We start from the raw sequence: 22,617 nt of genomic DNA on the forward strand, positions 1-22,617 counted from the left end.
CCAACCAGGCCGCGCCGCCGGCCGGGCGCCCGCCCCCGGACGCGCCGAGGGGGCCGCGCCCGCGGCGCAGCCCCCTCGACGGTGCCCGGCGTCCCCCCGGCCGCCGGGCCGCTCAGACGTCCCGCTTCTTCAGGGACAGGGCTCCCAGGCCCAGCAGGACCGCGACCCAGGCGGCGAAGGCCACCAGGCCGGGCACGACGTCGAGGTAGGTGGGCTGCTCGAGGACCGCCGTGGAGTTCAGGACGGTGTTGCTGAACCAGTACCGGCGGAACGTGTCACCGCCCCAGGACTCCGGCACCGCCATCAGCAGCAGCGGCACCACGAAGATCGCGGCCAGCACGGTGCAGATGGCGGCGGCGGAGTTGCGCAGCACCGCCCCCACGGCCAGACCCGCCAGGGCGACGCCGACCAGCATGACGACGTTGCCGGCCAGGGCCCGCAGCACGCCCTCGTCGCCGAGCGAGGCGCCGACGCCCTCTCCGTCCAGGATCGCCTGACCGGCGAGGAAGGCCACGAGCACCGCCGCGGCCGACAGCACCGCCACGGAGACGGCCAGGACGACGACCTTGGCCGCGTACACGCCCAGGCGGCCGGGCGCGGTGACGAAGGTGGTGCGGATCATCCCCGTGGAGAACTCCCCGGCGATGACGATGACGCCGACCGCGGCCACGATGAGCGTCGCCATCTGGGCGCCCTGCAGGCTGGCGGCCGTGGAGTCGATGCCCTGCGCGGCCATCTGCGGGCCGAGCTCGGGGTCCGAGAGCGTCGAGGCCGTGGCCCACGACAGCAGGACGCCCAGGCCCACGATCGCGACCGCGGAGACCACCATGGTCACGACGATCGAGCGCACGCTCCAGAACTTGATCCACTCCGACTTCAGCAGCCCGCCGAAGCTCACCCGGTACCGGGTGCCGGCGTACTGCGGGAAGCCGGTGACCTGCGTGGTCGCGCTCACCGCGACACCTCCTGACGGACGGGACGGGCATCGGCTGCGGGGGCGGGGGCGGGCGGGACGGCCGCGGGCCCGGACGGGCCGCCGACGTGCGCCTGGTACTCGACGGCACCGGCGGTCAGCTCCATGAACGCCTCCTCCAGCGAGGCCTTGACGGTGGTCAGCTCGTGCAGCGCCACCCCGCGGGCGGCCGCCAGGTCGCCGATGCGCTCGGCGGGCACCTGCCGCACGTCGAAGGAGCCGTCCCCGATCGGGGTGATGCTGCCGCCGGCCCCGCGGACCAGCTCGGTCAGCTCGGCCACCTGCGGCGAGCGCACGACCACGCCGCGCGGCTGCACGCGGTCCACGAACGCCTGCACGCTCTCGTCGGCGATGAGCCGCCCCTTGCCGATGACGACGAGGTGCTGGGCGGTCAGGGCCATCTCGCTCATGAGGTGCGAGGAGACGAAGACCGCCCTGCCCTGGCCGGCGAGGTCCTTCATGAGGTTGCGGATCCACAGGATGCCGTCGGGGTCCAGGCCGTTGACCGGCTCGTCGAACATGACGGTGGCCGGGTCGCCCAGCAGCGCCGAGGCGATGCCCAGGCGCTGGCCCATGCCGAGGGAGAAGCCGCCGGCGCGCTTGCCGGCGACCTCGCGCAGGCCCACCAGGTCGATGACCTCGTCGACGCGCCGGCGCGGGATCCCGGCCGTGGCGGCCATGGCCTGCAGGTGCTTGAGCGCCGAGCGGCCGGTGTGGACGGCCTTGGCGTCCAGCAGCGCGCCGACCGCGGAGAGCGGGGCGTGGTGCCGGGTGAAGGGCTGACCGTCCACGAGGACGTGCCCGGCGGTGGGCCGGTCGAGGCCGACGACCATCCGCATGGTGGTGGACTTGCCGGAACCGTTCGGGCCGAGGAAGCCCGTGACGATGCCGGGCCGGACGGTGAAGCTCAGGTCGTGCACGGCCACCTTCTGGCCGTACACCTTGCGCAGGCCGACCGCTTCGATCATGAGCTGGCCCTTCCTCCTCGCATCGGGGGTGACGGGGAGGAGCCTGTCGCGACGGGCACCGGCCGGGCATCCCCCGACCGGTTGCGCCCGCATCCGGCGCAGGGTGCACCCGGACGACGACGGCCGCGCCCCCCGGTGCGGGTGGGCGCGGCCGTGATCGTCCGCGTGGCGCGGCGGGTGCCGACGGACGGCACCCGGCGGCGGGCGGCCTCAGCCGGCGGCGTGGGCGTCGTCGTACGCCTGGACCACCTCGGCGGAGATGCGGCCGCGGTCGGAGACCGTGTAGCCGTTCTCCTTGGCCCACGTGCGCACGGCGCCGGTGTCGCGCGCCGGGCCCGAGCCGGAGCCGGAGGAACGGCCGCCGCTGCGCTCGCGCGGGGCGGAGCGGCGCGAGCCGCCGGAGCGGCCGCTGACCTTGCGGGCGTGTCCCACCCAGGTCGCCAGCGCCTCGCGCAGGGCGCCGGCGTGCTCCTCGGACAGGTCGATCTCGTAGTCGACGCCGTCGAGCGAGAAGGACACCGTCTCCGCGGCGTCCCCACCGTCGATGTCGTCGACGAGCAGCACCTGAACCCTCTGAGCCATCAGGGAGCACCCTTTCGGGATCGAATCCGTGGCGCCTCGCGGGAATGCGGTCGCCACGTCCAGTGTGGTGCCTTTCCAGGATTCTTGTCAAAAAGGCGCCGAAGACCCCCGGGGAGGAACCCCGAAGGGCACGGGTAAGCGCGACCGAGAAGCGCCGTCAGGAAGCGCCGCGCTCACGCGCGGCCCTTTCCCGTGAACGCTCGGCCCGCGCCCGCGCTTCGGCGGCGCGCTCGCGCCGGTCGGCGTGCAGGATCGAGCGCATCAGCAGGACGAAGAGCACGAGCAGGCCGGCGGAGGGCAGCAGCGCGGAGAGGGCGTCCACGCCCCCAGGGTACGGCCGCCGCCCCGCCGCACCGCGCGCCCGGCGCAGCCCCTCAGCGCTGCTTGACCAGCGGGAAGGTGATGGTCTCCCGGATGCCGAGACCCGTCAGGGCCATGAGCAGGCGGTCGATGCCCATCCCCATGCCACCGGTGGGTGGCATCCCGTGCTCCTGGGCGCGCAGGAAGTCCTCGTCGATGCGCATGGCCTCGTCGTCGCCGAGGGCGGCCAGGCGCGCCTGCTCGGTGAAGCGCTGGCGCTGCACGACGGGGTCGACCAGCTCCGAGTACCCGGTGGCCAGCTCGAAACCGCGCACGTACAGGTCCCACTTCTCCACCACGCCCGGGACGGTCCGGTGCGCGCGCACCAGCGGGGACGTTTCCACGGGGAAGTCCCGGACGAACGTGGGAGATTCCAGGGAATCGGCCACGCGGTGCTCCCAGAGTTCTTCCACGAGCTTTCCGTGGGTCCACCGGGCGGTGTCGACGGAAATGCCCAGGCGCTCGGCCAGGGCGATGAGGTGCTCGCGGGTCGTCTCCGGGGTGATCTCCTCGCCCAGCGAGGCCGACAGCGAGGGGTACATCGAGATCGAGGTCCACTCCCCGCCCAGGTCGTACTCGCCGCCGTCGGCGAGCTCCACCACCTGCGTGCCGAAGGCCTCCTGCGCGGCGGTCTGCACGAGCGTCCGCGTCAGCTCGCCGATGGAGTCGTAGTCGCCCCACGCCTGGTACGCCTCGAGCATCGCGAACTCCGGCGAGTGGGTGGAGTCGGCGCCCTCGTTGCGGAAGTTCCGGTTGATCTCGAACACCCGCTCGATGCCGCCGACGACGCAGCGCTTGAGGAACAGCTCGGGGGCGATGCGCAGGTAGAGGTCGGTGTCGAACGCGTTCGACCGCGTCGCGAAGGGACGGGCGCTGGCGCCGCCGTGCAGGGTCTGCAGCATCGGCGTCTCGACCTCGAGGAACCCGCGGTCCTCCAGGGTGCGGCGCAGCGAGCGAACCACCGCCGAGCGGGCGCGCACGTTCGCGCGGGCCTGCTCGCGCACGATGAGGTCGACGTAGCGCTGGCGCACCCGCGTCTCCTCCGACAGCTCCTTGTGCAGCACCGGCAGCGGCCGCAGCGCCTTGGCGGCCATGGCCCAGGAGTCGGCCATCACGGACAGCTCGCCGCGCTTGGAGGAGATCACCCGGCCGCGCACGAACACCACGTCGCCCAGGTCCACGTCGGACTTCCACGCGCCCAGCGCGTCCTCGCCGACGCCGTCGCGGGAGAGCATCGCCTGCAGCCGGGTGCCGTCACCCTCCTGCAGGGTCGCGAACACCAGCTTCCCGGTGCCGCGCAGGAACACCACCCGCCCGGTCACGCCGACGACGTCGTCGGTCTCCTCGCCGGGTTCCAGGTGCGCCCAGCCCTCGCGCACCTGCGCGAGGGAGTGCGTGCGGGGCACGCCGACCGGGTAAGCCTCCCCGCCGGAGGCGAGGATGCGGTCGCGCTTCTCGCGGCGGACCCGCACCTGCTCGGGGAGGTCCTCGAACTCCTCGCCCTCGACCTCGTCCGCCCGCTGGTCCCGTCCCGCCTGCTCGCTCACCGCACCAGGCTATCCGCGCGCGGCGCACCCCCCGGACGTGCGGCCCCGGCGCGGCTCAGCCCTCGCCGCGGCCGACGACGAGGGGGACGTTGTCGATGAGCCGGGTGGAACCCACCCGGGCCGCCACCGCGAGCAGCGCCTCGCCGCGGTGGTGCTCCGGGACGTCGGCCAGGTCGCGCGGGTCCACCAGCGCCAGGTAGTCCACGCGGGCGGCGGGTTCGGCGGCCAGCACGTCGCGGGCGGCGCGGCGCACCGCGCTGGGTCCCTCGGCGGCGGCCGCGGCACCGGCCGCCAGCGCGCGGTGCAGGACGAGCGCGACCTCCCGGTCGAACGGCGTGAGGTAGCGGTTGCGGCTGGACATCGCCAGGCCGTCCGGTTCACGCACGGTGGGCACGGCGACGACCTCCACGCCGAGGTCCAGGTCGCGGACCGTGCGGCGCACCAGCAGCAGCTGCTGGGCGTCCTTCTGCCCGAAGAACGCCAGGTCGGGCCGGGTCAGGCCGAACAGCTTGGTGACGACGGTCAGGACGCCGTCGAAGTGCCCGGGGCGGCTGGCACCCTCCAGCACGGAACCCAGCGGCCCGGCACTGACCCGCACGCCGGGGTCCCCGTCGGGGTAGACGACGTCGGGCGCGGGGGCGAACACGAGGTCCGCGCCGTGCTCGGCGGCCAGCCGCAGGTCGTCGTCGAGGGTGCGCGGGTAGCGCGCCAGGTCCTCCCCCGGCCCGAACTGCAGCGGGTTCAGGAAGACCGTCACCACGACGGAGGCGGCGCGCGAGCGGGCCTCGGCGATGAGCCGCGCGTGCCCGGCGTGCAGCGCGCCCATCGTCATGACGACCGCGACGGGCCCCTCCAGCCGCGCCCGGGCGGCGCTCAGCTCCGCCCGGGTGCGGGCGACGACCAGTTCAGCCACGGTCCTGCTGCTCCTCACCTTGCCGGGCGCGTGCCGCCCGGGAGTCCTGCTCGAACCCCGACACCGCGTCGCGCACGGCGTCGGCGGCCGCCGGGTCCAGCCGCCCGGCCGAGCGCGCGCGGTCGGCGGCGACACCGGCCAGCTGCGCGTACGTCGCCGCGGTCCCGGCTCCCGCCCGTTCGCGCAGGACGCGCAGGTGCGCGGCGACCGTGCCGGCGTCCCCCCGGGCGACCGGACCCGTCAGGGCCGCGCTCCCGGAGGCCAGGGCGCCTTCCAGGGCGGCGGCCAGCAGCGGGCGCAGCACGTCCGGGGCGGCGTCGGCGACCGCCTCGCGCGCGGCGTCCAGGGCCTGCGCCACGAGGGTCACGAGGTGGTTCGCACCGTGCGCGAGGGCGGCGTGGTAGACGGGCCGGTCCTCCTCGGCCACGGGCACGGGCGTGGCGCCCCACTCGCGCACGAGGGCGTCGGCGATGGGCAGCAGCAGGGGCGGCACCGTGACGGCGACGGCGGCGCCGCGCAGCCTCCCCAGGTCCAGGGAGGTGCCGGTGAACGTCATCGCCGGGTGCAGGGCGGCGGGCATCGCCCCGGCCGCGGTCAGCGGTTCCAGCACCGCGGTGCCGTGCAGGCCGCAGGTGTGCGCGACGAGCTGGCCGGGACGGGCGTGGGCGGCCAGCTGCGCGGCCAGGGGGGCGAGGACGTCGTCGGGGACCGCCAGCAGCACGAGGTCGGCGGCGAGCGCCTCGGCGGGTTCCACCCACGGCACGCCCGGCAGCAGCGCCTCCACGCGCTCGGCGGCGTCGCGGGTGCGGGCGGCGATCCCGGTGACGCGGTGCCCGGCGGCGCGCAGCGCGGCCCCCAGGACGGGACCGACGCGGCCGGCGCCGACGACGGCGACGTCCAGGCGTCCGGCGGAGTTCACCGCGGAACCCTAACGCGACGCGGCGAGGGTCCCGGAACGCCGGCAGCCCGCGGTGGTCGTGCAGCGGGCTGCGACTGCACGACCACCGCGGGCTGCGGCTGCGCCCGGCCCCTCAGTCGGCGAGGATCGCCGCCTGCTCGGCGCGCAGGGCGTCGATGAGGCGCCCCTCGGGCAGGACGACGTCGTCGTAGGTGAGGACCTCGTCCTTCCCGACGTCGCGCTTGAGGACGCACCCCTCGGCGACGCCCATCGGCAGCAGGTTCTGCGCCTTCGTGACGTCGTAGCGCTCGGCCACGCCGTAGGTGTCGTACCCGCCGAGGCGGTCGACGGTCTTCCCGGCCCTCAGGTCGGTCTTGGCCGTGGTGACGACCTCGACGGTGACGGTGTCGCCCGGCACGATGGCGGCGTCGCGGAACAGCACCGCGCGCGCCACCGTGAGGGGCACCTCGAAGTGGCACAGGTGGTACGGCGTGTAGAACGAGTACAGCGGCCCCTCGCCCAGCTTGTACAGGTTGAGGTAGTGCTGCTGCTTGGGGTCGTCGTGGGTGCCCAGGACGTACACGCCCGGGCCGGGCTTGGAGCCGACGACGTAGTCGACGACGCCGCCGAGCTCCTTGAGCTGGTCCACGTCGTACTTCGCGGTGAGCTCGTCGACGTGGCCGTGGTGGTCGGCGCCGCGCATGCCGCGCTCCTCCACCGTGAACCCGGCCGCGTTGGCGACGAGGGCCTGCTCGAACGACACCTTGGTGCCGTCGGCGAAGCTCGTCACCATGTACGGGTCCTGACCCCACTTCTTCGCGAACCCCTCCTGGGTGGTGGGGTTGCGGTACTCGTCCTGCAGGCCCTTGATGTTGCCCGCGACGAGCGGGGTGACGCCGATGGAGCGCACGAACCGCAGCAGGTTCATCTGCACACCGGGCTGGTCGCCGTCGGCACCGGTGTAGACGACGCCGGCCTTCTCGGCGCGCTTGCGCAGCGCCAGGCCGGCGGTGCCGTCCACCTCGGCGTTGAGCAGCACGACGTGCTTGCCGGCCTCGATGGCCCGCACGACGACGTGGGCGCCGTACTCGGTGTTGCCGGTGGCCTCGACGACGGCCTCGACCTGGCCCGCGTCGACGACGGCCTCGTAGGAGGCGGACACGACGGGCGTGCCGGCGGAGATCGCCTTGTCGACCGCGGCGGCGTCGTCGGCCTCGACCACACCGGTCAGCCCGGCCTGCTCGTAGGCGTCGCGCGCCTTGGACACGGTGCGGTTGGCGATGGCGACGAGCTCCATGCCGGGCACGGAGTTCACGACCTGGTTGACCACGCCGCGGCCCATGAACCCGGCACCGACGAGGGCGACGCGGATCGGGCGGCCCTCGGCCTGCCGCTGCTTCAGGGCGTTGTCGACGATGATCACGACAGCACCGCCCCGTCGGCCAGCAGCGTCCAGGACTCGTCCTTCTCGCTGATGACGGCGACGTCGCGGGCCCACGGCAGGGCCAGGTCGGGGTCGTCGTAGCGCAGGCCGCGCTCGGTGCCCGGGGTGTACTTCTGGCTGACCTGGTACACGACCTCGGCGCCGTCGGTGAGCGTGAGGTAGCCGTGCGCGAAGTACGGCGGGACGTACAGCGCGCGGCGGTTCTCGGCGGTCAGCTCCACGGCCACGTGCTTGAGGTACGTGGGCGAGCCCCGCCGCAGGTCGACGATGATGTCCTGGATGGCGCCGGCGGTGCAGCGCACCAGCTTCGCCTCCGGGGCGGGGTCGACCTGGGTGTGCATGCCGCGCAGCGTGCCCGCGGCGTGGTTGTACGACAGGTTGCACTGCTCGACGGCCGGGACCAGCCCGGCGGCCTCGAACTCGTCGCGGCAGAACGTGCGGGCGAAGAACCCGCGCTCGTCGGCGCGCTCCTCGAGGTCGACGATCGCGACGCCCTCGATGTCGGTCGTGGTGATCTTCACTGGGTGATCCCGCTGGTCGGCTGGTAGTTCCAGAACAGCTCCTTGTCGAGCTGCCCCGTCCTGATGAGGTGCTCGAGCTGCTTGAGCCGGGTGTGGCCGCGGCCCTTGAAGGTCTCCTCGTCCAGGTCGATGGCCTTGAAGACCTCGACGAGCTGGGCGGCGCCCTTGTCGGCGTCCCAGTCGCAGGAGAAGCCGGGCAGCGTCGAGTGGATCTTGTCGAAGTTCACCTTGTAGCTGCGGTTGTCGCCGTTGCTCTCGCCGAAGGTGATCCGGGCGTCGGGCAGCGCGCGGCCGACGGCCTCGGCGATCTCGCGGACGCGGTAGACCTGCTGGGAGTCGCCCACGTTGAAGACCTGGTTGTGGATCGCCTCGCGGGGGGCGTCGAGGACGGCGCGGATCGACTTGGCGATGTCCAGGCCGTGCACGAGCGGGCGCCAGGGCGAGCCGTCGGAGGTCATGGCGATCTCGCCCGTGGTGAACGCCAGGCCGGCGAGGTTGTTCAGCACGATGTCGAAGCGCTGGCGCGGCGAGGCGCCGTAGGCGGTCGCGTTGCGCATGTACGTCGGGGAGAAGTCGTCGTCCGCCAGCGGGGCCAGGTCGCGCTCGACCATGACCTTGCACTCCGCGTAGGCGGTCTGCGGGTTGACGGGCGAGGTCTCGTCGACGGTGTCGTCGGCCACGCCGTACACCGAGCAGGAGCTCATGTAGACGAAGCGGGAGACGCCCGCGGCCTTGGCCATCTCCGCCAGGCGCACCGAGCCCTTGTGGTTGACGACGTAGGTGACGTCGGGGATGAGCTCGCCGAGCGGGTCGTTGGACAGCTCGGCCATGTGCACGACCGCGTCGGCGCCGCGCAGGTCGTCGGCCGTGATGTGCCGGATGTCCTTGGCGAGCGTCTCGACCGAGGCGGTGACGCCGTTGTAGAGCCAGCCCTGCTTGTAGTAGCCGGTGTCGATGCCGAGCACCGAGTGGCCGGACTCGAGCAGGGTGGGGGCGAGCAGGCAGCCGAGGTAGCCCTCGGTGCCGGTGACGACGATCTTCACTAGCGGTTCTCCGGTTCCCTCGGGTGTCAGTCTTCCCAGATCTTCCAGGGCGCCTCGCCGGAGTCCCAGAGCTTGTTCAGCTCGGTCCAGTCGCGGAAGGTGTCCATGCCCAGCCAGTAGCCCTCGTGCGCGGACAGCGTCAGCTGGCCGTCGCGCGCCACGCGCTGCAGCGGGGCGTGCTCGAGCATGACGTCCGGGTCGTCCTCGAGGTACTTGTCGGCGAAGGCGCGCTCGAAGACGAAGAACCCGCCGTTGACCCAGCCGTCGGCCAGGGTCGGCTTCTCGTTGAACTCCACGACGGCGCCGTCGGCGACGTGCATCTCGCCGTAGCGGCTGGAGGGGTGCACCGCGGTGACGGTGGCCAGGCGGCCGCCGGCCTCGTGGTCGCGCAGCGTCTTGGTGATGTCGACGTCGCCGATGCCGTCGCCGTAGGTCAGGACGAACTTGTCCGCGGTCAGGTGCTGCTCGACGCGCTTGATGCGGGCGGCCGTGGCGGTGGTCAGGCCGGTCTCCACGAAGGTGATGTCCCAGTCCTCCTGGACACCGCTCGTGTGGAACGTCGGCGCCTCCTGCGAGGACAGGTTCAGGGTGAAGTCACCGGCGTTGATGCGGTAGTCCAGGAAGTACCGCTTGATCATGTCGCTCTTGTAGCCCAGGCAGAGCACGAACTTGCGGAAGCCGTGGGCGCTGTACAGCTTCATGATGTGCCACAGGATGGGGCGGCCGCCGATGTCGACCAGGGGCTTGGGCAGCTTCTCGCTGGCCTCGCGCAGGCGGGTGCCCATGCCTCCGCAGAGGATGACCACCGGAATCTCGGACACGGGCGTCGCAGCGCTCATCGTCAGTTGTTCCCTCACTCGATCCGACATCGACCGACACCGCGAGGCGGAGCCGTGGACAGGTGGGGGCAGCACTCGGAGACGCTCACCGGCCGCGGTTCGAACCCCCCACGAATTCGCGCCGCCGGCTCCCCGACAAGTGCAGGCCGAGGCTACTACAGGCCCCTCAGCACGGAGCGTGATGAAGGGATCTGCTGCCCAAGACTCCCCATCCGGGGGTAGGTCGCGGAGAAGATGCGACGGAGCGCAACCTGCCCGTCACTCAAAGACACTGGACGGTGCGGCCAGGAGGTGGGCGGCGGCACCGCAGGCCCTACCCTTCGCTCGTGGGACGGTTCGAGAACGTCGCGACGCTGGCCCGGCCGCACGCCGGGACGGTGGCGCTCGACCTCGCGTGCGGTTCCGGGCGCACCACCCGCGCCCTGCTGCACGCCGGCACGCGCCTCGTGCACGCGGTGGACGTCGGATCCACCCTCGACGACGACCTCCTGCTCGACGAGCGGGTGCGCGCGCACATCGCCGACCTGGCGCACCTGCCCCTGGACGACGGCGCCGCCGACGTGGCCGTCTCCCTCAACGCGGTGGAGCACCTGCGCGACGTCGACGCCCACCTGGCCGAGGTCCACCGCGTGCTGCGCCCCGGCGGCACCGCCGTGCTGGCCCACTCCGACTGGGACACCGCGCTGTTCACCAGCGACGACGACACCCTGACCCGCACCCTGCTCGACCGGTTCGTCGCCCACGCCCCCGCCGGCGGCTCCCCCGCCGACGGCTTCGCCGGGCGCAAGCTGCTGCAGCACGCCGCGCGCAGCGCCTTCACCGTCGAGTCCGTGCACTCCTGGGCCGACCCGCACCGCCGCTTCGACGAGGGCTCGGTGGCCTGGAAGGTCGCCACCGGCGTGCTCGCCTCCGTCGCGGACGACCCGCGGCTGGCCGCCCGCGCCGCCGGCTGGATCGAGGGCCTGCGCCGCAGCGCCGCCGCAGGGGAGTTCCTGTTCACCGTCACCGACGTCGCCCTGGTCCTGCGCAAGGACTGACCCGTCCGGTGGCAGGCGACCGCGACCCGCGAGAACGTCTCACCAGGACAGCACCGCACGCACGGGACGAGGAGGCGGGTGCAGTGGCCGGAGGGCTGCTCGGCAAGGTGACGAAGTTCCTCTCGACGCCCCGGGGGCGCCGGATCGCGCAGGAGGCGACCCGGCGCGCGCAGGCCGCTGCGAAGGACCCGGCGACGCGGCGGAAGATCGACGCCGCGGTGTCGCAGCTGCGCCGCCGCGGGTCCGGCAGCGGCCACCGCTGAACGGGCGGGCGCGGCGGCGGGTCAGTCGTCCGCGCGGCCCGCCATCCACCGCTCCGGCCCCGCGGCGGCGCGCGCGGCGCGCGCCCGCTGCGACTGCTCGGCCAGCAGCCTCGCCGCCACCGGCGCCGCCAGGTGGTCCACGCGCGGCTTCACCGGCCCGGAGGTGGAGTGCAGCGCGACGCCGGCCAGACCCAGGCGGCGCTGCAGGGGCCCCTGCGCGAGCCCGAGGCTCTGGGTGCGGGCGTGCGGCACCACGTCCAGCCGGCGCACCACCCGGCCGCCGCGGGCGAGGAAGGCGTGCTCGGTGACGAGGTAGCCGCCACGGCGCCAGGAGACCGGGTCCAGCCAGCGCGCCGCCCGCGGCACCGGCGTGTAGCCGCCGTCGTCGTCGCGGCCCGTCAGCCCGTCCCGCACCAGGTCCAGGGCGCCGCCGGGGCCGCTCGCCCCCAGGGCGGGCAGCACGATCGCGAGCACCCGCGCCAGTTCCTCCTCGGTGCCCACCGGCAGCACGGTGCTGGCCTCCTGGGCCGCCTCGCCGGGGCCGGCGGCGTACCCGGCGACGTTGACCTGCACGCGCCACCAGCCCGGTCGGCGCCACAGCAGCGGCTGCGTGATCCGCAGCGCCTGCACGCGGCCCGGCGGCAGGGTCTGCGAGCGCAGCTCCAGCAGGCCGTGGGTCAGGCGCATGCCGTCCGGGGACTCGGCGACGGTGAAGTTGAAGCCGCGGGTGAAGCGCTGCCACACCGCCGAGACCACGCCGACGGCACCGGGCAGCGCCGCCACCAGCGGCGTCGTGCTGCGGGCCGCGACGCTGCCGACGACGAGGGCGACGGCGGCCAGCAGCACCAGCACGGTCGACGCCGAGCGCAGGGTGGCGGCGACCAGCCGCGCGGGCGGCACGTGCACGACCGGCCGCTGCGGCGCCTCCGGCGCGCTGAGGGCGCCACCGCCGGCGTCGTCCAGGCGCAGCCCCGCGGCCGCGGCGAGCAGCGCGTTGCGCACCCGCTGCGCCTCGTCCTCGCGCAGGTACGCCAGCGAGACCTTGCTGCCGGAACCGCCGGCCACCTCCAGGCGCAGCTCGGCGAGCCCGAAGAGCCGGCCGAGCAGCGGGCGCACCACGTCCACCGCCTGCAGCCGGTCCAGCTGGGCGCTGCGCTGCTGGCGCCACAGCACGCCGCGCTCGACGCGCACGGCCTCGGCGTCGACGCGGTAGCGGGTGCGCCGCCACGCGATCGCGCTGTAGACGGCGCCGACGACGGCCAGCACCAGCAGACCGCCGAGCACGACCAGCGCCAGCAGCCACGCCTCGACGTCGATGCGCAGCAGCTCGTCGCCGTTCTGCACGACGGCGAACGCCAGGACGGCCGCGACGATCTTCCAGGCGCGCAGCACCGGCGTGACGGGGTGCAGCCGGCGCCAGCCGGCGTCCTCGAGCACCGCCCGGGTGGGGGCGTCCAGCCGCCCGGCGACGGCGGCGTCGACGACCTCCAGCGCCGCCTCGTCCCCGCGCCCGGGCCCGTCGGGACGCTCGGGCCCGTCGGGACGCTCGGGCCCGACGGGACGCTCGGGCCCGACGGGACGCTCGGGCCCGACGGGACGCTCGGGCCCGACGGGGCCGGTGCCGCTCACAGCCCCGCCAGCCGGGCGCGCCCGCGCTCGGCGAGGCGGTCGCGCAGCCGGGCGGCCTCCTCCGGCGGCAGGCCGGGGATCGCGGCGTCGGAGTCCGGGGAGGCGGTGTGCAGCTGCACCTTCGCCAGCCCGAAGCGGCGGTCCACCGGACCGGCCTCCACGTCCACGTACTGCAGCCGCCCGTACGGCACGACGACCAGGGAGCGGAACAGCAGCCCGTGGCGCACCAGCAGGTCGTCGTCGCGCTCGGCGTACCCCCAGGCGGGCACCTGCCGGCCGGTCAGCCACCACCCCCACGCCCACAGGGCCGCCACCACCGCGGCGCCGACCGCGATCCACCACGTCAGCAGCACCGCGAGCACCACCAGCACCAGCACCACGGGCGCCGCCCAGAGCGTGCCCGTGACGCGCTGGGACGTCACCAGCCGCGGCGACACCCGCCGCCACGTCACGCCCGGCGGGTCGAACGGGTCCACCGCTCCCCCGGCCGGGTCCCCCGCCGGTCCCACCACGCCGTCCGTCCCCTCCGCGCCGCCCCCGTGATCCACGCGGCAAGGGTGCCAGACGCGTTGCGCTGCGCGGCCGCGTCGGCGAGGCTCCCGGTGTGATCGTCGAGGGCGTCAGCGGACCGGGGGTGGCGGAGGACGACCCCGTCATCCGCTTCGAAGGGGTCGGCAAGCGCTACCGCGACGGCACCGAGGCGGTGCGGGAGCTCTCGATGGACGTCCGCCGCGGCGAGCTCGTCGCCCTCGTCGGCCCCAGCGGCTGCGGCAAGTCCACCATCCTGCGGATGGTGAACCGGCTGGTGGAGCCCACCAGCGGCCGGGTCCTCGTCGACGGCCGCGACACCGCCCACGTCGACGCCGTGGAGCTGCGCCGCGGCATCGGCTACGTCATCCAGGCCGGCGGGCTGCTGCCGCACCGCTCCGTGCGCGACAACGTCGCCACCGTCCCCAAGCTGCTCGGCTGGGACGCGTCGGCCCGCCGCGCCCGCGCCGACGAGCTGCTGGAACTGGTGGGCCTGGACCCGCGCGTCCACGGGCCCCGCTACCCGGCGGAGCTGTCCGGCGGGCAGCAGCAGCGCGTCGGCGTCGCGCGCGCACTGGCCGCCGACCCGCCCGTGCTGCTGCTGGACGAGCCGTTCGGCGCCGTGGACCCGGTGGTGCGGGACCGTCTGCAGGCGGAGTTCCGCCGCCTGCAGACGGAGCTGGGCAAGACCGCCCTGTTCGTCACCCACGACCTCGACGAGGCCGTGCGGCTGGCCGACCGCATCGCGGTGCTGTCCACCGGCGGGCACCTGGAGCAGTACGCCGACCCCGTGACGCTGCTGTCGGCCCCGGCCACGGACTTCGTGGTGGAGTTCGTCGGCTCCGACCGGGGCCTGCGGCGCCTGGCCGTCACCCCCATCCGCCCGGAGGACCTGGAGGTCCCCACCGCCCTGGCCCCCGGCGACGGCGTCGCGTACGCCTCCACCGCGCTGGAGGTCGACGGCCGCTCCTGGGGCGTCGTGCTGGCACCCGACAGCCGCGAGCTCGTCGGCTGGGTGCCGCGGGCACCGCTGACCGAGGCGGCGCGCCGCGGCGACCGCGCCGGCCGGGTCGCGGACTGGACGCAGCCGTTCGACGTCACGGTGCAGCGCGCCGAGACGATGCGCACCGCCTTCTCCACCCTGCTCGCGCAGGAGCTGCGGTTCCTGCCCGTCCTGGACGGCACCGAGTTCCTCGGCGTGCTCACCCCCGACGTCGTGCACACCGCGCTGCGAGCCGGCGCGCACCCCGCCGCGGACGGGCGGAGCGGCGCGGCGTGATGCGCCGGTGAGCGGTGCCGGGAAGCTCGCCCGGGCCCTGGCGGCGCTGTACGGCGCCGTCGCCACCGCGGCGCTGGCCGCCGTCGCCGTGCTGGGCGACTCCACCGCCGCCACCTACGCGGCGGGCCTGACGGCGTTCTGGTGGCTGCCCCCGGCGCTGGCGGTGGTGCCGGTCGCGGTGGCGACCCGCGCGTGGGGGGTGCTCGCGACGGTCCTCGCCCCCGCCGTGGCGGCCGGGGCGCTGCTGGGGCCGCTGGTGCTGCCGGGGCGCGGTGGCGGCCCGTCGGACCTGCGGGTGGCGACGTTCAACGTGTCGGGCACCCGCGGCCTGGAGGGGTTGCGCCTGCTCGTGGAGCGCTGGCGGCCCGACGTGCTGCTGCTGCAGGAGGTCAGCCCGGCCGCGCGCGCCCAGCTCGACGAGCGCTACCCGCGGTACCCGCACCGCTGGTACGGCGCCACGAGCCCCGCGGCCGACGGTTCCGGGGACGACGGCGACGCCGTGTGGTCCACCCTGCCCATCACCTCCTCCCGGCCGGTGACGGGCCTGCCGGCGGGTGCACGACCGGCCCACGTGGTGGTCCTGGACGCCCGCAGCGCGGGTGGGCCGGCCGAGCTGCCCGTGCTCTCGCTGCACCTGGCCTCCCCGTGCATCGGCTGCACGTCCTGGGGGCGGGCGAACAACCCGGCGGGCGGCACCGAACGGGCCGCCCGGGTGCGCGTGGCCGAGGCGCGCCGCTACGCGCAGCTGGCCCGCGAGCTGGCGGCCGCGGGGCCCGTCGTGCTCGGCGGCGACGTGAACTCCTCGGACTTCAACGAGCCGCTGCGCGTGCTCACCGGCGACGGCCCGGACGGCGGTGGCCTCACCGACGTGCACCGCGCCGTCGGCACCCGGCCGCAGCTGACGCGGGGGTCGAACCCCGGCTTCGCCCGGGTGGACGTCGTGCTGACCTCCGGGCTGGAGCCCGTCGCCGACGCCGAGGGGACCGCCGGGGGCAGCACCCACGCCCCCGTCGTGGCCGACCTGCGCTGGGAGAGGTGAAACGCTCAAGGAGCTGTGGCGGGGCGCCGACGCAAGAGGGGAGGACGAGCAGGTGGAGGAGCCGCCGGGCCGTCCAGCTCGCCGAGGAGACCCCGCATGGACGCACCAGAGACCCCCCGCCGCCTGCTCGCCGACCGGTCCGTGACCGCGAAGATCGGTGCAGCGCTCCTGGCGGCGTCCGCCGTGGCCGTCGGCGTCGGCGCGGTCGGCGTGTCCGGGATGTCGTCCCTCGACGCCGAGCTGAAGACCGTCAAGGCGCAGCACGTGGACGGGATGCGGCACATCTCCGACGTGCGGGCCGGCCTCACCGCCATGTACCGGGCCGACATGCTGCACAGCCTCGGGGTCCCGGAGATCGAGGGCGTCACGCCCCTCGAGGCGGCCCGGGCCGCCGACGCCCAGGTCGCGGAGTCGCTGGACCGCTACGCCGCCGGGGCGTCCGGCAGCGCCACGACGCAGGCCGTGGAGGACCTGCGCTCCTCGTACGAGGACTACGCGACGCTGCGCGACGTCGTCCTCTTCCAGCAGACCCCGCCGGCCGGGTTCACGATGCCGGTGGGCGAGCAGATCGCGGTCAGCTTCGGCGACGCCGAGGACGGCTTCAACACGGCGATCACCGCGCTGCAGGACGCGGAGACCCAGCAGGCGCAGGCCCGCAGCGACGAGGCCGCCGCCACGTACCGCACGGCTCGCGCCACCGTGGTCGCGGCCCTCGTCGCGGGCCTCGCGCTGGCCGGTGCGCTGGCCGCGTTCGTCGTGCGCACCATCAGCCGCCAGCTGCGCTCGGTGGGCACCGCCCTGGACGCGGTGGCCGCCGGTGACCTGACCGTCGCCGCCGACGTGCACTCCCGCGACGAGCTGGGCGCCATGGCCGGGGCGGTGAACCGGGCCCGCACCGGCATCGGCTCCCTCGTGCGGCAGCTCACGGAGTCCACCGGCACCCTCGACCACAGCTCCCGGCAGCTCACCGGCGTCACCCAGCGCATCGCCGGCAGCGCCCAAGAGGCCGCCGCGCAGGCCGACGTGGTCGCCGCCTCCGCCGCGGACATCTCCGCCAGCGTGCGGACCGTCGCGGACGGCGCCTCGGAGATGGGCCTGTCGATCCGGGAGATCTCGCAGAACGCCAACGACGCCGCCCGCGTCGCGCAGGAAGCCGTCGAGGTCGCCTCGGCCACCAACGTGACGGTCTCCAAGCTGGGCGAGTCCTCCGCGCAGATCGGCAACGTGGTGAAGGTCATCACCGCGATCGCGGAGCAGACGAACCTGCTGGCGCTGAACGCCACCATCGAGGCCGCCCGCGCCGGGGAGATGGGCAAGGGCTTCGCGGTGGTCGCCGGGGAGGTCAAGGAGCTGGCGCAGCAGACCGCGGCCGCCACCGAGGACATCTCCCGCCGCGTGGCGACCATCCAGGCCGACACCGAGGGCGCCGTGCGGGCCATCGCCGACATCACCCGGATCGTCGGCACCATCAGCGACTACCAGGGCACCATCGCGTCGGCGGTGGAGGAGCAGACCGCGACGACCGCCGCGATGAGCAGCAGCGTCGGGGAGGCCGCCGCCGGCGCCGCCGGCATCGCCGGGAGCATCGGCGGCGTGGCCGGCGCCACCCGGACCACCACCACCTCCCTCGCCGAGGGCGAGGTGGCCGTGCTGGAGCTGGCCGCCACCTCCAGCCGGCTGCAGGAGCTGGTGGGCAGGTTCCGCGTCTGAACCCGCCCCCGGCGGCCCGGGCCCGACCGCTCAAGGTCGGGCGCCGGGCTGCCGATGCCCCCCGGAGGGGGCCGGCGATCGGCCCACGACGACGGGGGCAGCTGGACATGAGCAGCGACGGGTACGGCGGGGAACCGCACCGGCAGGGGGCGCTGCGGCGCTGGCTGGCCGACCGGAAGGTCGGCACGCGACTGCTGATGGCCACCGCCCTCGTCGCGGCCGCCGCCGTCGCGGTCGGGCTGGTCGCCCTGTCGGTCATGGCCGACCTGCGCTCCCAGCGCCAGGAGGAGCTGGGCCGTGCGGTGCCCTACATCACCGGGCTGCAGCAGGCCGCGCTGACGGCCAAGGCCGCCGCCACCGACGAGCGCGGGTTCTTCATCACCGGGGAGGAGGAGTTCGCCGACGAGAGCCTGGGACGGCGGGCCGACTTCGACGCCGCGGTGGCGCAGTCGCGCGCCGCGGCCTCCAGCGACGGGGAGCGCGAGGCCCTCACCACGATCGAGACGCAGGTGCACGCCTGGTTCGACGCCCTGGCCGCCGAGTACGCGCTGGCCGCCACCGACCGGGAGGCGGCCGTCGCCGCGTCGTTCGGGCCGAACCGCGACGCCCGCAAGGCCTACGAGGGGCTGCTGGACGCCGAGACCGAGCGGGCGAGCGCCGCGCTGGCAGGCGGGCACGGGTTCGCCGCGACCGTGCACCGCGGGCAGCAGCTCGTGCTGGCGCTGCTCGTGGCGAGCCTGGCCGTGGCCGTGGCCGCGGCCCTGGTGATCCGCCGCAGCATCGTCGCCCCGCTGCACCGCGTCACCGGTGTCCTCGCACGCGTCGCCGAGGGTGACCTGACGGCGACCGTGGGGGTGGGCAGCAGCGACGAGATCGGGGCGATGGCGCGTGCCCTGGACCACACCACCGGGCGCTTCCGCGCCGCGGTGCAGCAGATCACCGGGGACGCGCAGCGGCTGAGCGCCTCGGCGCAGGAGCTCGGCGGGGTGTCCGCGGAGCTGTCCGCCGGGGCCGACAGCTCCGCCTCCCGGGCGCAGGTGGTCTCGGCGGCGACGGAGGAGATCTCCGTCTCGATCGGCACCGTGGCCGCCGCCGGTGACGAGATGTCCGCCGCGATCCGCGAGATCGCCTCCTCCACCGCCGAGGCCTCGCAGGTCGCCAGCGCCGCGGTGACCTCCGCCGCCGACGCCTCGGCCACCCTGGAGCGCCTGTCCGCCTCGTCCCGCGAGATCGGTGAGGTCGTCAAGCTGATCACCTCCATCGCCGAGCAGACCAACCTGCTGGCGCTGAACGCCACCATCGAGGCCGCCCGCGCCGGGGAGATGGGCAAGGGCTTCGCCGTCGTGGCCGGCGAGGTCAAGGAGCTGGCGCAGCAGACCGCGCGCGCCACCGAGGAGATCACCGGCCGGGTCAGCGCCACCCAGACCGACGCGGGAGCGGCGGCCAGCGCGATCGGTGACATCACCGAGGTCATCGCGCGCATCGACGCCCTGCAGTCGACCATCGCCGCGGCCGTGGAGGAGCAGTCCGCCACCACCTCGGAGATGGTGCGCAACGTCACCGAGGTCTCCGGCGGCAGCCAGGAGATCGCCGCGAACGTGTCCGGCCTCGCCGACGCCGCCGCCCGGACCACCGGCAGCGCCACCCGCACGGCCGAGGCCGCGCAGGAGGTCAACGCCGCCGCCGACGCCCTGCGGGAACTCGTGGGCACCTTCCGCTGCTGACCGCTCCCCGCTCAACCGGCGGCCGCACCGCACCGATGCACCGGGGGTGAACCACCACCCGCTGCGCGGTGCGGCCGTCCCCGCCGGCTTCACGCTGCTGCACGTGGTGGCCGTCCTGCTGGGCCGGGCCTCCGCGCTGGACGGCGCGGCCCTGGCGCTGGTGTGGCCGGCGGCGGGCGTGGGCTTCGTCTGGCTGGCGCGGTCGTGGCGCTCGCCGCGGGCCCTCCGGCGCGACGCCGGCCTCCTGCTCGCCTCCGGGGTCCTGGCGCAGGTGGCCACGGGGCAGCCGCCGCTGCTCGCCGCTCTGCTCGGCACCTCCGGGCTGGTGCAGGCGCTGACGGCCTGCTGGGTGCACCGCCGCCTGCAGCGGCGCGGCTCCCGGCTGCGGCAGCCGCAGGACCTGTGGGCGCTGCTGGCCGGGGCGGCCGCCGGGGCCGGGGCCGGGGCCGTCGTGGGCTGCACGACCGCGGTGCTGCTGCTGCACGTCCCCCTCGGCCCCGGCGCCTTCACGGGGTGGGTGGTGCGGCACACCGCCAGCACCGTCGTGCTGGCGGTGGTGTGGCTGCGCGCGGGGGACCGCCGCGCGGCGCCCGCCCCCGCGGTGGCGGGGCCGGTCGAGGCCCTCACCATCGGGCTGGGCGCCTGCGCGGGACTCACCTGGCTCTACGAGCAGCCGGGCCGGCTGGCGCTGTCGTTCCTCGTCGTGCCGTTCTCCGTGTGGGCGGGGCTGCGCCTGTCCGCGCGCACCGCGCTCGCCACGACCGTCACCGGGTCCCTGGGCCTGGTGGTGGCCACCCACGGGGGCCACGGCCCGTTCCAGGACCTGCCGGGCCCCGAGCGGGTCCTCGACGCCCAGCTGCTGGTGCTGGTGCTCACCGTCGTCGCCACCCTGCTCGTGCTGCACCGGGAGGAGCGCGGCCGCCTCGACGCGGGCCTGCAGCGCGCCTACCGCGGCGCCCGCGCGCAGTCCGCGCTGCTGGCCACGTCCGAACGGCGGTTCCGGCTCGCGTTCGACACCGCCCCCGTGGCGATGCTCATGGTGGGGCTGAACGGGGGCGTTCCCGGGCGGGTGCTGCAGGCCAACCCCACCGCGGCCGCGTTCACCGGCCTGGACCCCGCCGACCTGACCGGCCGCCCCTTCGCCGACCTGCTGCACCCCGACGACCGCGAGGGGCACCTGGCCGCCCTGGCCGGCCTGGCCGCGCTGGCCGCCCTGGCCGCGGACCCCCGTGGCGAGAGCGGGCACGCGCGGATCGAGGGGCGCTACCGGCACGCCGACGGCGGCACCCGCTGGGGGCTGCTGGCCGCGACGGCCGTGCCCGCCGGGGAGGCGGGCACCGCCCCCTACCTGCTGTGCCTCGTGGAGGACGTCACCGCCCGCAGGGCCGCCGAGGCCGCCCTGGTGCACCAGGCCCGGCACGACGCGCTGACCGGCCTGCCCAACCGGGTCCTGCTGCGCGAGCGCCTGTGCGAGGCCCTGGCCTCCGGGTCAGCGGGCGTCCTGTACTGCGACCTCGACGGCTTCAAGGACGTCAACGACACCGCCGGCCACGGCGCCGGCGACGACGTGCTGCGCGAGGTCGCCGCCCGGTTCGGCGCGTGCCTGCGCGACGGCGACACCCTGGCCCGCCTCGGCGGTGACGAGTTCGCCCTGGTCCTGCCCGGCGCCGCAGGCCCGGGCGAACCGCGCGCCGTCGGCGAGCGTCTGGTCGCGGCGCTGCTCGAGCCGGTCGTGGTCGCCGCCGGGAGCTTCCGGGTGGGCGTCAGCATCGGGGTGGGCGTGGGCACGGCGGCCGGTCCGGGGGGCACCGGCGCCGGGGACCGGGCCGAGCAGCTGATGGCCGCCGCCGACGCCGCCATGTACGCCGCCAAGCGGGCCGGGAAGGGGCGCGTGCACGTGCACGCCGGGTCGGTGGCGCTGCCGCGTCAGGTGGCGGCGCTGACGCCGCCGTCCTGGGAGTCGTCCTCCGGGGGGACACGGCAGTAGCGCTCCACCACCAGCCCGGCGGCCAGCAGCAGCGCCGAGACGACGAGGTCGGCCAGCGCCACGAGGAACTGCTCGCGGCGCGCGGCGATCTCCAGGGTGGGCAGGTAGTGCACGGCGAACCCGGCCGACACCCCCACCAGCAGCGCCCCGGCGACCGAGGCCGCCTTGGCCAGCACAGCGGTGCGGGCCGCGCGCAGCGCGTCGATGCGGCGGGCGCGGTCGCCGCGCACCCACTGCCGCACCGGCCAGCCCAGCCCGAACACGGCCACCGCCAGCAGCGCGATCGTCAGGGCGCTGCGCCACAGCAGCTGCGGCTCGGTGCCCCCGGTGGAGGTCCACGCCCGCAGCCCGGACCAGGAGAGCACCGCGGCGAGGAACCCCACTGCCAGCAGCAGCCCCGGGCGGGTGGGTCTCACGACGCCTCCCCCACCAGGCGCGCCAGCAGCTCGCGCACCGGGCCGCCGCGCGGGCCCGGCAGCACCGCGCCCGGGTCCAGCTGCGCCCACGGCGCCAGCACGAAGACGCGCTCGTGCGCGCGCGGGTGCGGCAGCACAAGGTCCGGCTCCTCGAGCAGGGTGGCGCCGTGCGCGACGACGTCCACGTCGAGGGGGCGCGGCCCACCGGGCACCTTCACCGCGCGGTCCAGCCCGCCGCGGCGCTCCACCTCGTGGCACAGCGCCAGCAGCGCCCGCGGCGGCAGGCTCGTGCGGGCCAGCACCACGAGGTTGAGGAACTCCGGCTGGTCCCGGACCGGGCCGACCGGCGCGGTGGCCAGCGGCTCGGAGACCGCGTCGACGACCAGCCCGTCAGCGGCGCGCAGCTCGGCCACCGCCGCGGCAAGCGCCGCCGCCCGGTCCCCCAGGTTGGCGCCCAGCGACAGCACCACCGGGACCAGCGGGGCCGCCGCCGCTCCCGGCACCCGCACGGGCGCGGTCGGCCCACCGGTCACGGGCGCACCCCGCGCACCCGGCGCACCACGAGCTCGACGTCCTCGAACGGCACGGTCAGCGGCGCCTGCGGCTTGTGCACCACCACGTCGACGGCGGCGATGCGCCCGGAGCGGTCCAGGCAGCGCTGCGCCACCCGCGCCGCGAGGGTCTCCAGCAGCGCGACCGGCTCACCGGTCAGCACGGTCACCAGCTCCTCGGCCAGCCCCCCGTAGTCGACGGTGGCGGACAGGTCGTCGCCCGCGGCGGCCTCGGCGGTGTCGAGGTGCAGGGCCACGTCGAGGGCGAAGGGCTGCCCGTCGCGGCGCTCGGCCTCGAGCACGCCGTGCCGGCCCACGGCCCGCAGACCGCGCAGCACGATGCGGTCCAGGACCCGGCCGTCGGCG

Annotated in this window: 23 protein-coding genes; 7 read left to right on the forward strand and 16 right to left on the reverse strand. The window is 75.4% G+C overall.

Annotated features, from left to right (window positions below; all coding sequences use genetic code 11):
• Positions 1-112: 112 nt before the first annotated feature.
• From ACRYR8_RS02185 to ACRYR8_RS02235, 11 genes are all read right to left on the reverse strand, one after another.
• Positions 113-955, reverse strand: a complete 843-nt coding sequence (locus ACRYR8_RS02185) for an ABC transporter permease (protein ID WP_432482432.1) — start codon at positions 953-955, stop codon at positions 113-115.
• Positions 952-1,941 (reverse strand): ATP-binding cassette domain-containing protein, encoded by a 990-nt coding sequence (locus ACRYR8_RS02190; RefSeq protein ID WP_432482433.1) that lies wholly within the window; start codon positions 1,939-1,941, stop codon positions 952-954. Before ACRYR8_RS02190 ends, ACRYR8_RS02185 begins: the two co-directional genes overlap by 4 nt.
• Positions 1,942-2,151: 210 nt before the next feature.
• Positions 2,152-2,523, reverse strand: a complete 372-nt coding sequence (locus tag ACRYR8_RS02195; protein WP_432482434.1) for a histone-like nucleoid-structuring protein Lsr2 — start codon at positions 2,521-2,523, stop codon at positions 2,152-2,154.
• A gap of 157 nt (positions 2,524-2,680) precedes the next feature.
• The gene (locus ACRYR8_RS02200) at positions 2,681-2,845 is read right to left on the reverse strand and encodes a hypothetical protein (protein WP_432482435.1); all 165 of its coding nucleotides are present in this window, start codon (positions 2,843-2,845) and stop codon (positions 2,681-2,683) included.
• A 52-nt stretch (positions 2,846-2,897) separates the two neighbouring features.
• Positions 2,898-4,430 (reverse strand): lysine--tRNA ligase, encoded by a 1,533-nt coding sequence (gene lysS, locus ACRYR8_RS02205; protein ID WP_432482436.1) that lies wholly within the window; start codon positions 4,428-4,430, stop codon positions 2,898-2,900.
• Positions 4,431-4,485: 55 nt separating this feature from the next.
• Positions 4,486-5,343, reverse strand: coding sequence for a pantoate--beta-alanine ligase (gene panC, locus ACRYR8_RS02210; protein ID WP_432482437.1), 858 nt, complete (start codon positions 5,341-5,343; stop codon positions 4,486-4,488).
• Positions 5,336-6,262 (reverse strand): Rossmann-like and DUF2520 domain-containing protein, encoded by a 927-nt coding sequence (locus ACRYR8_RS02215; protein ID WP_432482438.1) that lies wholly within the window; start codon positions 6,260-6,262, stop codon positions 5,336-5,338. Before ACRYR8_RS02215 ends, panC begins: the two co-directional genes overlap by 8 nt.
• Positions 6,263-6,374: 112 nt before the next feature.
• A complete protein-coding gene (locus ACRYR8_RS02220) occupies positions 6,375-7,664 on the reverse strand; it encodes an NAD(P)H-dependent oxidoreductase (protein WP_432482439.1) in 1,290 nt (429 codons plus the stop codon).
• Complete coding sequence (gene rfbC, locus ACRYR8_RS02225; RefSeq protein WP_432482440.1) at positions 7,661-8,206, reverse strand: dTDP-4-dehydrorhamnose 3,5-epimerase; 546 nt, start codon at positions 8,204-8,206, stop codon at positions 7,661-7,663. Before rfbC ends, ACRYR8_RS02220 begins: the two co-directional genes overlap by 4 nt.
• Positions 8,203-9,249, reverse strand: coding sequence for an NAD-dependent epimerase/dehydratase family protein (locus ACRYR8_RS02230; protein WP_432482441.1), 1,047 nt, complete (start codon positions 9,247-9,249; stop codon positions 8,203-8,205). Before ACRYR8_RS02230 ends, rfbC begins: the two co-directional genes overlap by 4 nt.
• Positions 9,250-9,275: 26 nt before the next feature.
• Entirely contained in the window at positions 9,276-10,118 is an 843-nt protein-coding gene (locus ACRYR8_RS02235) for a glucose-1-phosphate cytidylyltransferase (protein ID WP_432482442.1), read from the reverse strand.
• A 296-nt stretch (positions 10,119-10,414) separates the two neighbouring features.
• Between ACRYR8_RS02235 and ACRYR8_RS02240 the strand changes: the two genes are divergently transcribed.
• Together ACRYR8_RS02240 and ACRYR8_RS02245 are read left to right on the forward strand one after the other, a co-directional pair.
• Entirely contained in the window at positions 10,415-11,125 is a 711-nt protein-coding gene (locus ACRYR8_RS02240) for a methyltransferase domain-containing protein (protein WP_432482443.1), read from the forward strand.
• Between the two features lie 83 nt (positions 11,126-11,208).
• Positions 11,209-11,388 (forward strand): hypothetical protein, encoded by a 180-nt coding sequence (locus ACRYR8_RS02245; RefSeq protein WP_432482444.1) that lies wholly within the window; start codon positions 11,209-11,211, stop codon positions 11,386-11,388.
• Positions 11,389-11,409: 21 nt separating this feature from the next.
• Here the strand turns inward: ACRYR8_RS02245 and ACRYR8_RS02250 are convergent, their stop codons facing one another.
• Positions 11,410-13,017: a PH domain-containing protein gene (locus ACRYR8_RS02250; protein ID WP_432482445.1), complete on the reverse strand. Its 1,608-nt coding sequence runs from the start codon at positions 13,015-13,017 to the stop codon at positions 11,410-11,412.
• Positions 13,014-13,565, reverse strand: a complete 552-nt coding sequence (locus ACRYR8_RS02255) for a PH domain-containing protein (protein ID WP_432482446.1) — start codon at positions 13,563-13,565, stop codon at positions 13,014-13,016. The genes ACRYR8_RS02250 and ACRYR8_RS02255 overlap by 4 nt, the downstream gene beginning before the upstream one ends.
• Before the next feature lie 56 nt (positions 13,566-13,621).
• Between ACRYR8_RS02255 and ACRYR8_RS02260 the strand changes: the two genes are divergently transcribed.
• From ACRYR8_RS02260 to ACRYR8_RS02280, 5 genes are all read left to right on the forward strand, one after another.
• Positions 13,622-14,824: an ABC transporter ATP-binding protein gene (locus ACRYR8_RS02260; RefSeq protein WP_432482447.1), complete on the forward strand. Its 1,203-nt coding sequence runs from the start codon at positions 13,622-13,624 to the stop codon at positions 14,822-14,824.
• A gap of 7 nt (positions 14,825-14,831) precedes the next feature.
• Positions 14,832-15,863 (forward strand): endonuclease/exonuclease/phosphatase family protein, encoded by a 1,032-nt coding sequence (locus tag ACRYR8_RS02265; RefSeq protein ID WP_432482448.1) that lies wholly within the window; start codon positions 14,832-14,834, stop codon positions 15,861-15,863.
• 96 nt (positions 15,864-15,959) lie between these two features.
• The gene (locus ACRYR8_RS02270; RefSeq protein WP_432482449.1) at positions 15,960-17,573 is read left to right on the forward strand and encodes a methyl-accepting chemotaxis protein; all 1,614 of its coding nucleotides are present in this window, start codon (positions 15,960-15,962) and stop codon (positions 17,571-17,573) included.
• Between the two features lie 107 nt (positions 17,574-17,680).
• Positions 17,681-19,297, forward strand: coding sequence for a methyl-accepting chemotaxis protein (locus tag ACRYR8_RS02275; protein ID WP_432482450.1), 1,617 nt, complete (start codon positions 17,681-17,683; stop codon positions 19,295-19,297).
• Positions 19,298-19,343: 46 nt separating this feature from the next.
• Positions 19,344-21,284, forward strand: coding sequence for a diguanylate cyclase domain-containing protein (locus tag ACRYR8_RS02280; RefSeq protein ID WP_432482451.1), 1,941 nt, complete (start codon positions 19,344-19,346; stop codon positions 21,282-21,284).
• On the opposite strand, the gene ACRYR8_RS02285 is transcribed toward ACRYR8_RS02280, so the two are convergent.
• From ACRYR8_RS02285 to folB, 3 genes are read right to left on the reverse strand one after another with little or no spacing between them, the layout of a single operon-like run.
• Entirely contained in the window at positions 21,224-21,700 is a 477-nt protein-coding gene (locus tag ACRYR8_RS02285) for a DUF3180 domain-containing protein (RefSeq protein WP_432482452.1), read from the reverse strand. The genes ACRYR8_RS02280 and ACRYR8_RS02285 overlap by 61 nt on opposite strands.
• Positions 21,697-22,233, reverse strand: a complete 537-nt coding sequence (folK, locus tag ACRYR8_RS02290) for a 2-amino-4-hydroxy-6-hydroxymethyldihydropteridine diphosphokinase (protein WP_432482453.1) — start codon at positions 22,231-22,233, stop codon at positions 21,697-21,699. The genes ACRYR8_RS02285 and folK overlap by 4 nt, the downstream gene beginning before the upstream one ends.
• Complete coding sequence (gene folB / locus ACRYR8_RS02295; RefSeq protein ID WP_432482484.1) at positions 22,230-22,601, reverse strand: dihydroneopterin aldolase; 372 nt, start codon at positions 22,599-22,601, stop codon at positions 22,230-22,232. The genes folK and folB overlap by 4 nt, the downstream gene beginning before the upstream one ends.
• Between the last annotated feature and the right edge of the window lie 16 nt (positions 22,602-22,617).

The organism is Kineococcus esterisolvens, assembly GCF_050871405.1.
Taxonomy (GTDB): Bacteria; Actinomycetota; Actinomycetes; order Actinomycetales; family Kineococcaceae; genus Kineococcus.